An 11,111-nucleotide genomic window follows, 5' to 3' on the forward strand; every position below is an offset into this window, starting at 1 on the left:
GACCAGGAGCACCGTGCCGGTGGTGATCGAGGCGAGGAATGTCATGATCGCGACCACGGCGACCAGCGCGCGCCCGGAGATCGAGGCGCGCGGCACGATCGGCGACAAGTTGCGCGCCCTCGCCACGACCTGCGGGCGCTCGTGCCCGAGATCCACCAGCGGGAGATGATCGTCGATCCTACTCATAGATATGCAACCGTCCCTGATGCAGCACCAGCCGCCGCGCCTCGTACTGATCCATCAGCGTGATGTCGTGGGTTGCGATGATAACAGCGGTGCCGGACCTGTTCAGCTCGACGAACAGCCGCAACAGCCGCCGCCCCAGCGTCGGATCGACGCTGCCGGTCGGTTCGTCCGCGAGCAAGAGTTGCGGCCGCGAGATCACGGCGCGTGCGATCGCGGCGCGCTGCTTCTCGCCGCCCGACAGGATCGGCGGCAGCGCATCCATCCGCTCGCCGAGGCCAACCCATTTCAAGAGGTCGATCACCTCCCTGCGGTAGCTCGATTCCTCCCGGCCGATGACGCGGAACGGCAGCGCCACGTTCTCGTAAGTCGTCATGTGGTCGAGCAGGCGGAAATCCTGCAGCACGATGCCGATGCGCTTGCGCAGGTCCGCGACCTGATCCTTGCTGAGCAGCGAGACGTCCTGGCCGAACAAATTGACCAGCCCGCGGGTCGGCCGCAGCGACAGGAACAACAGCCGCAGCAGCGAGGTCTTGCCCGCGCCGGACGGGCCGGTGAGGAATTGGAAGGAATGGGCGGGAATCAGGAAGTTGAGGTCGCGCAGAATCTCCGGGCCGAGCCCGTAGCGCAATCCGACATTTTCGAACCGAACCAAGCTCAGCTCCGTTCGACAGGGGCCGTCGCCGCGAACCGGAGCCCCCGGGCCCGCGACCGGCGCGCGCGGCCGTCAACCGAACAAAGCCGTTTTGCTTCGGTTATGGTTTCCGATTCGTTAATCGTCGCCTTGTAGCATCCGGGCCAAGACACGGTTGAGATCGCCTCCATGCAAATCGTTTGCCCCCATTGTACAACATCCTACGCCATCAATCTGGCTACCTTTGGTGCGGCCGGCCGTACCGTGCGCTGTTCCCGCTGCAAGGAGGTCTGGCTGGCGCGCCCGGAGGATGCGGTCGAGGCCGCGGCCCCGATATCCGCGATGGCGGAGGCCGGCCAATCGGCGGCAAACTCGGATGCCGCCGCGGAATGGGACGCGCTGGCGCGGCAGGACGATGGCGAGAGCCCCCCTGTGGTCGACAGCCCCTCGATCTCGTCCGACTGGCCGGCCGAGGACGAAGGCGCGTCGCGAGGAAGTGAAGTTGACTGGTCGTCGGCGGCCGGGCAAGGCGCCGAGGGCCATGAGGACGCAGCTTCAAGACGCCGCTTCGGTGTTCAGAGGCTGTTCGGACTGGCCGCGTTCCCCCATATACCCGGCGTTCCGGCGGCCGGCCTGCCCTCGGCCTGCGCCGCGATGGGCGCGCTGATCCTGGCGCTGGTGATCTGGCGTGCCGATGTCGTGCGCCTTTTGCCCCAGACCGCGCCGTTCTACAAGATGGTCGGCCTGGAGGTGAACCTGCGCGGGCTCGCGTTCAGGGACATCAAGGTCACCAATGAGGCCATCGAGGGCAAGCCGGTGCTGGTGATCGAGGGCACGATCGTCGGCGCGGCGCGCAAGCCCGTCGAACTGCCGCGGCTGCGTTTTTCCGTGCGCGACGCCCAGGGCGCCGAGATCTACGCCTGGAATGCGGTGCTGGAGCAGGCGGTGCTGAAGCCGGGAGAGCGCGCCTTGTTCAAATCGCGGCTCGCCTCGCCGCCGCCCGAAGGCCGCAATATCGAACTACGCTTCTTCAACAAACGGGATCTGTCCGGCGGACATGCCTGAACGCGGCATTGGTTCCGGTTCGATCGGAACCGATGCGCCGGCTCGTGAAAGAGTTTTGCCCGATGCCACGCGTGCTGATTGCCGACGACGAAGACTCGATGCGCTCGCTGGTGGCGCGCGCCGTCGCCATGGACGGCCACGAGACCGTCACCGCGGAAGACGGCGCCGCGGCCCTGGAGATTTTGACCCGCGAGAACGGCGCGTTCGATCTCCTGCTCACCGATATCCAGATGCCGGTGATGGACGGCATCGCGCTGGCGTTGGCGGCGGCGCGCGATTTTCCTGATCTGACCATCCTGTTGATGACCGGCTTCGCCGCGCAGCGCGAACGCGCCTCGGGGCTCAACGCGATCGTGCACGACGTGGTGACAAAGCCGTTCTCGGTGGCCGACATCCGCACCGCGGTGGCGGATGCGCTGGCGGCGAAGAAGGCTGGTTAGCTTGCGGTGGGTCGGTCTCTCCACCCGTCTTTGCGAGGAGCAAAGCGACGAAGCAATCCATTTTTTCTTTTCGCGGCGCGATGGATTGCTTCGCTTCGCTCGCAATGACGGTGGTAGAAGGCGCGCCGCTCAATAATCCTTCAACAGCCGCTCGATGTAGTCGAGTTCGAGCTGCGGGCGTGCCGGATCGGCCAGCCGGCGGCGCAGCTCTTCCAGAATCCGGCGCACCCGCTGCACGTCGATCTCGCCGGGGATCTTGACCGATAAATCGTCGCTGAACTCGTTGTGGCGCAGCGGCCGCCCGAGCGGATCGGTATTGCTGGCCGAGCCCTGCTGCCGGCCGGCGCGATTGCCCAGCCCGTCGCCGGGCTGGTCGCCGTCGCCCTGCATCGACTCGGCAAGGCTCTGGGCGCCCTTGCGCAAGGCGTCGAGCGCCTTGCCTTGCGAATCCACCGCGCCCTCGGCGTTGCCCTCGCCAAGCCTGCCGCCGGCATCGCCCATCGCGGAATCGGCCTGATCGAGGCCGTCCTCGCCGTCGCCCTGATCGCCTTGCTGACCCTGCTGGCCCTGTTCGCCGCGTTGGCCTTTTTCGCCGCGCTGGCCCGGCGACATGCCGCGCTTGGCGAGCTCTTCCTGCAACCGCTTCAGGCGGTCGCGCAGGCCCTGCTGATCCTGCTGCAGATCGCCCATGCTCTGGTCGCCTTGCTTGCCGCGCATGCGGTCGCGCCGCGAATCCTGACCCTGCTTGAAGGTCTTGTCTCGCAATTGCTGCTGCTTGCGGATCATGTCGCCGAGCTCGTTCAGCGCCTGCTCCATGTCGTTGTCGCCGGACTGGCCGGGCTGCGCCATCTGCAGGTTTTCCAGCATCTGCTGCAATTGCTCGAGCAACTGCCTGGCCGCATCCTTGTCGCCGGAGCGCGACAGGCGCTCCATGCGGTCGAGCATGCTTTTGAGGTCCTGCTGGCTCAGCATCCTGGTGTTGGGATCGAGCGGCCGCGCCAATTGCTGCGGGTTGTTGCGAAGCTGCTCGGCGAGCTGGCGCAGGAAATTGTCCAGCGCGGCGCGCAGATTGTCGGTGAGCTTCTTGATCTCCTCGTCGCTGGCGCCGCGCTCCAGCGCCTGCTTGAGCGCCTCCTGCGCCGCGCGCAGCGCCTTGTCGACGTCGGTGATATTGCCGTCCTCGATGGTGACGGCGAGCGACCACAGGCTGGCGACGACCTCGCGCTTCGCGTCGTCGGTGCGGGCGGCCTCGAGCTGCCGCGCCACGCTAAAGAGGCCGAGATAGTGTCCGGCCTCCGGCGTGAACATTTCCGGCGCGATCATCAGCGCATCGAGCGCGGCATAGACCTGCGAATTCTGGTTGGCGTCGAGCGCCAGGATGCGACGCTGCTCGATCAAGGCGCGCGCCAGCGGCTTGGTGAACAGCCGCTCCGGCAACCGCATCTTGAAGGGCTCGCTGCGGCCGACATTGCCGGCCTCGTCCTTCGCCGTCAGCGTCAGCGTCACGTCGGCGCCGGCATAGGGGTCTTCGCTGAGATCCTTGACGGTCTGGCCGACGCCGTTGCGGGTGCGCGCATTCGGCAGCACCAGCGGAAACTGCGGCGGGTCGAACAGCGGCCGCGGCTCGGCGGCGCCCTTGCTGTCCGCGGGATTCATGGCCGTATCGCCCGGGCGCGCGACGAATTGCGCGCGGGCTTCGGTGACCCCGTAATCATCCTCGAGCTTGTAGGACATCTGCAGCGAGCCGCGGGCCTGACGTTCCGGATCTTTTGCCAGCGAGATCGTCGGCGCGCGGTCGGGCGTCGCCGTGAACTTCCATGGCGGCTGGCGGGCGGGCGCGCGGATCTGGGCGGAGCCATCGCCGGCGATCCTGAAATGCCGCTCGTTGGTGCCTTTCGGCGCTTGCTCGCTCGGCGCGATCTCGCTCACGCCGCCGCCGACCACGACATCGATGGTGCCGCCGCTGGAACGCACCAACAGCGTGCTGCCGGCGGGGACCGGCAACGGTCCGGTATCGGCCGGACCGGCTTCCTTGTTCGCGGCCGAGAGAATGACCGGCGGCTTGCCGGTATAGGCCGGCGGCGTCACCCAGGCATCGACCCTGATATGGGCCGGCGCCAGCACGCCGTTCCAGTCGAAGGCGGAGGCGATACGCATCGTGCGTTCGTCACCGGCGGCGATGAAGGCGGCCACCATCATCACCACGACCAGCGCGCGCAACGCCCAGGGATCGTGGATCGCAAGCCGCGGCGACGGCAGGCCGGCGCGAATCCGCTTGATCGAGGCCAGCGTGCGTTCGCGCTGCGCCTGCCACAGCGCCAGCGCCACCGGATCCTGCGTCGCCAGCGTGTCCGACAGCGCGGTCGCCGGGCGGTGGCGGATGCCGGTGCCGCGGTCGAGCCGGCTCAGGCCCTGTTCGCGGGTCGGCCAGCGAAAGCGAATCAGCGGCAACAGCGCGCCGAGCGCCAATAGCACGAACAGCCCGGCGCCGGCGGCGCGCGCGACAAACGGCAGCGCCATCCACAGGCCGGCCCAGGACACCACCAGAAACAGTCCGGCAACGGTCAAAACCCGCGAAAGATGCGGCCAGCCGCGTTCCCAGGCGATGGCATATTGCGCGCGCCGCAAGGCCTGCGCGAGCTGCAGCCGTGCCGCCGCATCCGGCGCGCGCGCGGGCTCTTGGGGATCGGATGTGGCGCCGTTCAATAAACTCTCCGGGTTGCCGGCAAGTCAGCCTAGCACAGCGGCGGCAATGAGGCACCCGTTTCAGGGGGAACCCACACCCGGAAATACGCATGACACGAAGGCGTGACTACGGCCCTGCGACCCCGTAACGTCCGCCACCGAACGACGGAAAAAAGCCGAGGAAACCTCATGGACCAGAAGACGCACGACAAGGGCCTGGAAATTCGCAAAGCCGTGCTCGGCGAAACCTATGTCGCCAACGCCCTGAAAAACGCTGACAGCTTCAACAAGCCGTTCCAGGAACTGGTCACCGAATATTGCTGGGGCGCGGTGTGGGGCCGCGAAGAGCTGCCGCGCAAGACCCGCAGCATGCTCAACCTCGCGATGATCTCGATCCTGAACCGGCCGCATGAATTGCGGGTGCATATCAGGGGTGCGCTGGTCAACGGCGTGACCAAAGACGAGATTCGCGAGATCTTCATGCAGGTCGCGATCTATGCCGGCGTGCCCGCCGGCGTCGACAGTTTTCGGATCGCGCGCGAGGTGTTCGCGGAGATCGATAAGGGCTGAGAGGCAGTCGGAGAAGCTGCCGAATCTTATCCGTCATTGCGAGCGCAGCGAAGCAATTCATCTCGCCACAAGAAGAAAGAATGGATTGCTTCGCTGCGCTCGCAATGACGAAGTGAAGGATACATCACCATGGAAATCGGATTCATCGGCCTTGGCAAAATGGGTTTTCCGATGGCGCGCCGGCTGATCGAGGCCAGGCATCAGCTCGTGGTATTCGACACGCGCCAGCAAGCCGTCGACAGACTGGTCGCGCTCGGGGCTCGGGCGGCGTCATCGCCGAAGGACGTCGCCGACCGGGTCGAGACCGTGATGGCGAGCCTGCCGTCGCTACAGGCCTCGCTCGAGGTCGCGACCGGAACCGGCGGCGTCATCGAGGGCAAGCGCGTCAGGCGCTTCGTCGATCTCTCCACCGTCGGCTCGCAGATGGCGGTGCGGATTCACGACCTCCTGGCAAGGCGCAACATCGTGCAGGTCGACAGTCCCGTCAGCGGCGGGGTCGGCGGCGCCGAGAAGGGAACGCTGGCGGTGATGGTGTCCGGCCCCCGCGCCGATTTCGAGGTGCTGAAGCCGGCGCTCGAGGTGATCGGCAAGGTGTTCTTCATCGGCGAGAAGCCGGGCTCGGCGCAGACCATGAAGCTCGCGAACAATTTGTTGTCGGCAACCGCCATGGTGGCGACGTCGGAAGCCGTGGTGATGGGCGTCAAGTCCGGCCTCGATCCCGCCGTGATGATCGATGTGATCAATGCGGGTTCCGGCATGAACACGGCGAGCCGCGACAAGTTTCCCCGCGCGGTGCTGCCGCGCAGCTTCGATTTCGGCTTTGCCACCGGCTTGATGGTGAAAGACGTGCGGCTGTGTCTCGACGAGATGAAGTCGCTGGGCCTGTCGATGGACGTCGCTGAAGCGGTCGGCCGGCTCTGGGAGGTCGTGATCCGCGACATGGGCCCAGAGTCCGACTTCACCTCGGCGATCAAGCCGATCGAGCAGGCGGCGGGCGTGGTGGTGGGCGGCGCAAAGGGCGGTCACGCTGGCAAGTGAGGCGGCGTTCGGCGGATGCTGCGCAACGCGCCGCGCTTGCGGCGCCAGTCCAGGGTCCATCCTGCCAAACCAGGAATGGTTCGCCCGCGACGGGACGCCGCCGCCGTCCGCATCGCAGGCGTTCGGCAGCATGGGATTTGCGGACGAGGTTCAGACGCGACCCGGGCTCGACGCACAAACCACCTATGCGATATCCGAAATAACCTTCTTGAGCAGGTCGCGCACCTGGTTGGCGACCCGGGCAAGGTTCGGATTGTCGATCGAACTCATCGATGCCACCGGATCGACGGCGGATATCTCGACCTCGTTGTCGCGGTGTTGCTGGACCACGACGTTGCACGGCAGCATGGTTCCGATCTTGTCCTCGAGCGTCAATGCTTCGTATGCCAATTTCGGATTGCAGGCGCCCAGGATGAGGTAGGGGCGAAAATCGACGCCGATCTTCTTGTGCAGCGTGTCCTTGACGTCGATCTGGGTCAGAACGCCGAAGCCGTTCTTCTTGAGTGATTCCGTCGCCGCCGCGACGGCGGCGTCGAATGGCAGGCCGACGGTCTTCGAAAAATGATAGCTCATGGATACTCCTTATCGGATGCGGGCGTTATGCACGCGTCGAGAGACTTGACCTTGGAAGATGGCGATAGCGGCTGGAACCGGATGACTTTCTCCGCATCGTCATCCTGCTCCAGTTGTTGCTTGACCATGATCTTTTCCGAACTGGTGCCACTTTTCGGGATCATGCTCTAGGTAAACGCGCTGCCACCGCGCAGGCCGAGCTTCCTGAAAACAATCGCCGCGGGACAAAACCCGGTGATCGACGACTGGATCATGTTCAGCCCGGCGAATGCCGTCAGCAGGTATCCGTACGGACTGACCAGCCAGCCGAGCGCAAGCCCGAGCAGCACGACAAATCCTGCGAAACCGAGAACTGCTTTATCGATATTCATGGCCTGTTCCTTTGGTTGAGACCTGGAGGGTTGAAGGTCGTCATGGCCGGGCCAGCCCGGCCATGGTCCACGCGACAATTTTTGGCGTGTCCATTGCGCCCGAGGTCCGGGCAATTTCGCGGCCCCCGTGCATCAACAACAACGTCGGGATACCGCTGATCCCCAGACGCGCGGAAACCGAGGGAGCGATGTCGGCGTTCAGCTTCAGCAAGCGAACCTTCGGTTCGAGCTGGCGCGCGGCGCGTTCGAACATCGGCGCCATGGTGCGGCAGGGTCCGCACCATGGCGCCCACACGTCAACCAGCAGCGGGACGCCGCTCTGCGCCAGATGACGATCGAAGCCCGCTTCGTCGACCTCGACGGGGTGGCCATCGAAGATCGGCTGGTGACAGGATCCGCAGCGCGCGCCCGTCACCGCCCGATCGGCGGGCAGCCGGTTGATCCGCCCGCAATGTCCACAGACGATCTGTCGGCTTGCGCTCATGTCCCTGTCCTGACCTCCTTGATTTTTGCGATGTTGAGCTTGTCGAGCAGAAAGCGCTCATAGAACGGCTCGCTCTCGCCACGCCGGATTTTGCGCAGGAAGTATTTTTCGAAGGCCACCTTGGCGAGATGAACCCATTCGCCTTTGGACGACCAGTTGACGTTGCGCGGAGGGATTTGCGGCTGCGCCAAAAAAGCGACCCCGGTGTCGCCGAAATCCGCCAGGCAGATCGCGTTCCAGGTCGGCTGCGCCACCGGCGTCTCGCCCCGCAGCAGGGAGCCGATGTTCAGCGCGGTGGCGGTGACCATCGATTCGATCATGAAGCCGGTCTTCGGTACGCCGACCGGCACCGGCGTCGCCCCGACCGGGGCGATCGCCACGCAGACGCCGATGCCGAACACGTTCGGATAGGCCGGATTGCGCTGATGCTGGTCGACGACGACGAAGCCGCGGGGATTGGTAAGCTTGTCGATGCCGCGAACGGCGCCGACGCCGCGGAACGCGGGCAGCATCATCGAATAGGCGAACGGCAACTCATGGGTCTTGCGGATCGCGCCGTCATCGGCGATCTCCTCGACCGTCATTTTTCCCGGCTCGACGTGCTTGACGCGGGCGCTGGTGATCCATTTGACGTGCTTCTCGCGCAGCTCGCTCTCGAGCAGGCCCTTGGTGTCGCCGACGCCGTCAAGGCCGAGATGGCCGATATAGGGCTCGGAGGTCACAAACGTCATCGGCACCCGATCGCGCAGCTTGCGCCGGCGCAGCTCGGTCTCCAGAATGAACAGGAACTCGTAGGCCGGGCCGAAGCAGGACGCGCCCTGAACGGCGCCGATCACCACCGGCCCCGGATTCGCCGCCAGCTTCTCGAAAGCCTCCTGCGCGCGTGAGGCGTGATCGACGTGGCAGATCGATTGCGTATGGCCCTCCGGCCCGAGTCCCGGAATTTCATCGAAGGCGAGTTCCGGTCCGGTAGCGACGACCAGATAGTCGTAATTGATCGAACTGCCGTCCGCGAGCTCGATGCGATTGTCCGCAGGATGCACCCGCTGCGCTCCCTGCGTCAGCAGCCGGATGCCCTTGCGCTTCATGACATCGACAAGATTGATCTCGATATCGCTGCGCTTGCGCCACCCGATCGCGACCCACGGGTTGGACGGGACGAAATGATAGACCGGCCCCTGGGACACGACCGTCAGACGGTCTTCCCGCCGCAACTGGGGTACCAGCTCGTAGGCCATCAGCGTTCCGCTGAGACCGGCTCCGATAACGACAACTTCCGCCATGTTCACCTCCGTTCGCCGGGTTCCTGCCTGCGGGAGCGCCTACCCGAGCGCGGCTGTTCGACCGCGCCTTGACTATATATTCATAACTACGTATATACGCAAGTATGAAAATAGATACTATGCGAATGAGGGTTGCCGCCGATCAGGCAAGCGACCTGTTGAAGGCGCTTTCGAACCGGCATCGATTGCTGATCATCTGTCAGTTGATCGACGGCGAGCGCTCGGTCGGCGATCTCGCCGGGTTCCTGGGCCTGCGCGATTCCACGGTATCCCAGCATCTTGCCCTCCTGCGCAAGGATGGCCTCGTGTCGGCGCGCCGGGAAGCCCAGACGATCTACTACTCGATCGCCAGCGATCCCGCGCGCGAGGTTCTGAAGGCGCTCTATCAAGTCTATTGCGTGCCTTCGAAAGCCAGGAAGCCGAAGAACAAACTATAGGGCCGCGCGCGGCGCCGCCTTGAGGCAGGTCAATGTCCTCGCGGCGGATTTCAACGAGATGCCAACCAGCGGCGCGGAGAAAGTTATTGCCATGAAACGGCTGACCATGCGTGGATTGATCATACCGGGCATCCTGGCGGCGGCGACGTTCGGTGCGCATCCAGCCGCCGCGGAAACCCTGACCGTTGCATCGCGGCCGGTCGCCGACGAGAAGGCGGTGTTCGCCACCGTCGAGAGTGTCAGCGTGGTGCCGGCGCGCGGGCGCATTGGCGGCACGGTGGTCCAGCTCAATGTCCGGGAAGGCGACGCCGTCACGCGCGGACAGACGATTGCGACGATCGGGGACGAGAAGCTCGCCCTGCAGATGAAATCGCTGGATGCGCAGATCGACGCCTTGCAGGCGCAGTCGAACCAGGCGCAAGCCGACTTTACGCGGACCGAGGGACTGGTGGAACGCGGCACGCTTCCGCGTGTCAAGCTGGACGAGGCGCGGACAGCGCTCAACGTTGCCGAAAACGGGCTGCGTGCCAGGACCGCGGAGCGCGCGGTCGTCCAGCAGCAGTTCAATGAAGGCCAGGTGCTTGCGCCCGCCGACGGGCGCGTGCTGAAGAAGCAGGTGGCGGTTGGTTCCGTGGTGCTGCCCGGCGACGCCATTGCGATGATCGCCCAGCAGAATTTCAAGTTGCGGCTGCGGGTGCCGGAACGGCATGCGCGGCTTCTGAAGGCGGGTGACAAGATCCGGGTCGATGGCGCCGAGTTCGGCGACCAGGCCGCCAGATCCGGCGTGATCGATCTGGTCTATCCCCAGATCGAGGACGGCCGCGTCATCGCGGATGCCACGGTGGAAAACCTCGGCGAGTATTTCGTCGGCGACCGGCTCAGGGTCTGGATCGCCGGCGGCGAGCGGACCGCCTTCGTGATCCCGTCGTCCTATGTCACCACCCGCTTCGGCATCGATTACGTCCTGATCCGCCAGGCAGACCGGACCATCAGCGCGCCGGTGCAGCGCGGACGGGTTCTGCCGACCCCCGATCTTCCCGACGGCCTGGAAATCCTTTCCGGCATCCGCGCCGGCGACCAACTGGTGCGGCCATGAATCTCGGCCTGTCGGGGCGGCTTACAAGGGCGACCATCCATTCGCCGCTGACGCCGCTGTTCCTGCTCGCCTCCCTCGTCGTCGGCCTGATCGCCGTCGTCGTTATTCCGCGCGAGGAAGAGCCCCAGATCAGCGTTCCCATGGTCGACATCCGCGTCAACGCCGACGGGCTGCGCGGACCGGATGCGGTCGAACTCGTCACCAAGCCGCTGGAGGCCATCGTCAAGGGCATCGACGGCGTGGAGCACGTCT

Annotated in this window: 13 protein-coding genes and 1 pseudogene; 7 read left to right on the forward strand and 7 right to left on the reverse strand. The window is 65.3% G+C overall.

The annotated features are described in order from the left end of the window. Positions 1 to 186 (reverse strand): annotated as a pseudogene (locus WCE35_RS23780) (ABC transporter permease); the annotation flags it as partial. After that, on the reverse strand, positions 179 to 838 hold the full coding sequence (ftsE, locus tag WCE35_RS23785; RefSeq protein WP_424595756.1) for a cell division ATP-binding protein FtsE: 660 nt from the start codon (positions 836 to 838) through the stop codon (positions 179 to 181). The gene ftsE and the pseudogene WCE35_RS23780, both read right to left, overlap by 8 nt. A gap of 168 nt (positions 839 to 1,006) precedes the next feature. Here ftsE and WCE35_RS23790 point away from each other — a divergent pair, with 168 nt between their 5' ends. Continuing rightward, positions 1,007 to 1,882, forward strand: coding sequence for an MJ0042-type zinc finger domain-containing protein (locus WCE35_RS23790; protein WP_424595757.1), 876 nt, complete (start codon positions 1,007 to 1,009; stop codon positions 1,880 to 1,882). A 62-nt stretch (positions 1,883 to 1,944) separates the two neighbouring features. Then, complete coding sequence (locus WCE35_RS23795) at positions 1,945 to 2,322, forward strand: response regulator (protein ID WP_424595758.1); 378 nt, start codon at positions 1,945 to 1,947, stop codon at positions 2,320 to 2,322. A gap of 129 nt (positions 2,323 to 2,451) precedes the next feature. Here WCE35_RS23795 and WCE35_RS23800 read toward each other — a convergent pair whose 3' ends face one another. After that, positions 2,452 to 5,028, reverse strand: a complete 2,577-nt coding sequence (locus tag WCE35_RS23800) for a TIGR02302 family protein (protein ID WP_424595759.1) — start codon at positions 5,026 to 5,028, stop codon at positions 2,452 to 2,454. Between the two features lie 168 nt (positions 5,029 to 5,196). Here WCE35_RS23800 and WCE35_RS23805 point away from each other — a divergent pair, with 168 nt between their 5' ends. Both WCE35_RS23805 and WCE35_RS23810 read left to right on the forward strand, forming a co-directional pair. Next, on the forward strand, positions 5,197 to 5,577 hold the full coding sequence (locus WCE35_RS23805; protein ID WP_424595760.1) for a carboxymuconolactone decarboxylase family protein: 381 nt from the start codon (positions 5,197 to 5,199) through the stop codon (positions 5,575 to 5,577). A 129-nt stretch (positions 5,578 to 5,706) separates the two neighbouring features. Beyond that, entirely contained in the window at positions 5,707 to 6,615 is a 909-nt protein-coding gene (locus tag WCE35_RS23810) for an NAD(P)-dependent oxidoreductase (RefSeq protein WP_424595761.1), read from the forward strand. Between the two features lie 183 nt (positions 6,616 to 6,798). Here the strand turns inward: WCE35_RS23810 and WCE35_RS23815 are convergent, their stop codons facing one another. From WCE35_RS23815 to WCE35_RS23830, 4 genes are all read right to left on the reverse strand, one after another. Next, positions 6,799 to 7,188, reverse strand: a complete 390-nt coding sequence (locus tag WCE35_RS23815; RefSeq protein ID WP_424595762.1) for a DUF302 domain-containing protein — start codon at positions 7,186 to 7,188, stop codon at positions 6,799 to 6,801. Between the two features lie 167 nt (positions 7,189 to 7,355). Beyond that, on the reverse strand, positions 7,356 to 7,559 hold the full coding sequence (locus WCE35_RS23820) for a YgaP family membrane protein (RefSeq protein WP_424595763.1): 204 nt from the start codon (positions 7,557 to 7,559) through the stop codon (positions 7,356 to 7,358). A 40-nt stretch (positions 7,560 to 7,599) separates the two neighbouring features. Beyond that, the gene (trxC, locus tag WCE35_RS23825; protein ID WP_424595764.1) at positions 7,600 to 8,043 is read right to left on the reverse strand and encodes a thioredoxin TrxC; all 444 of its coding nucleotides are present in this window, start codon (positions 8,041 to 8,043) and stop codon (positions 7,600 to 7,602) included. Continuing rightward, positions 8,040 to 9,326 (reverse strand): NAD(P)/FAD-dependent oxidoreductase, encoded by a 1,287-nt coding sequence (locus tag WCE35_RS23830; RefSeq protein ID WP_424595765.1) that lies wholly within the window; start codon positions 9,324 to 9,326, stop codon positions 8,040 to 8,042. The genes trxC and WCE35_RS23830 overlap by 4 nt, the downstream gene beginning before the upstream one ends. A gap of 125 nt (positions 9,327 to 9,451) precedes the next feature. On the opposite strand from WCE35_RS23830, the gene WCE35_RS23835 reads away from it, so the two are divergent. From WCE35_RS23835 to WCE35_RS23845, 3 genes are all read left to right on the forward strand, one after another. Then, on the forward strand, positions 9,452 to 9,763 hold the full coding sequence (locus WCE35_RS23835; RefSeq protein ID WP_424595766.1) for an ArsR/SmtB family transcription factor: 312 nt from the start codon (positions 9,452 to 9,454) through the stop codon (positions 9,761 to 9,763). A 106-nt stretch (positions 9,764 to 9,869) separates the two neighbouring features. Continuing rightward, on the forward strand, positions 9,870 to 10,859 hold the full coding sequence (locus WCE35_RS23840) for an efflux RND transporter periplasmic adaptor subunit (protein ID WP_424595768.1): 990 nt from the start codon (positions 9,870 to 9,872) through the stop codon (positions 10,857 to 10,859). Next, on the forward strand, positions 10,856 to 11,111 hold a 256-nt coding region (locus tag WCE35_RS23845; protein ID WP_424595767.1), incomplete at its 3' end, for an efflux RND transporter permease subunit. The genes WCE35_RS23840 and WCE35_RS23845, both read left to right, overlap by 4 nt.

Origin of the sequence: Bradyrhizobium sp., assembly GCF_049691595.1 — a bacterium.
Classification (GTDB): Bacteria; Pseudomonadota; Alphaproteobacteria; order Rhizobiales; family Xanthobacteraceae; genus Bradyrhizobium.

What these genes read in the sequence shown, in the direction of transcription:
- WCE35_RS23795 (WP_424595758.1), top strand. Translation starts at nt 1,945, where the DNA reads ATGCCACGCGTGCTGATTGCCGACGACGAAGACTCGATGCGCTCGCTG.
- WCE35_RS23830 (WP_424595765.1), bottom strand. Translation starts at nt 9,326, where the DNA reads ATGGCGGAAGTTGTCGTTATCGGAGCCGGTCTCAGCGGAACGCTGATG.
- WCE35_RS23835 (WP_424595766.1), top strand. Translation starts at nt 9,452, where the DNA reads ATGAGGGTTGCCGCCGATCAGGCAAGCGACCTGTTGAAGGCGCTTTCG.
- WCE35_RS23805 (WP_424595760.1), top strand. Translation starts at nt 5,197, where the DNA reads ATGGACCAGAAGACGCACGACAAGGGCCTGGAAATTCGCAAAGCCGTG.
- WCE35_RS23820 (WP_424595763.1), bottom strand. Translation starts at nt 7,559, where the DNA reads ATGAATATCGATAAAGCAGTTCTCGGTTTCGCAGGATTTGTCGTGCTG.
- WCE35_RS23840 (WP_424595768.1), top strand. Translation starts at nt 9,870, where the DNA reads ATGCGTGGATTGATCATACCGGGCATCCTGGCGGCGGCGACGTTCGGT.
- WCE35_RS23810 (WP_424595761.1), top strand. Translation starts at nt 5,707, where the DNA reads ATGGAAATCGGATTCATCGGCCTTGGCAAAATGGGTTTTCCGATGGCG.
- trxC (WP_424595764.1), bottom strand. Translation starts at nt 8,043, where the DNA reads ATGAGCGCAAGCCGACAGATCGTCTGTGGACATTGCGGGCGGATCAAC.
- WCE35_RS23815 (WP_424595762.1), bottom strand. Translation starts at nt 7,188, where the DNA reads ATGAGCTATCATTTTTCGAAGACCGTCGGCCTGCCATTCGACGCCGCC.
- WCE35_RS23790 (WP_424595757.1), top strand. Translation starts at nt 1,007, where the DNA reads ATGCAAATCGTTTGCCCCCATTGTACAACATCCTACGCCATCAATCTG.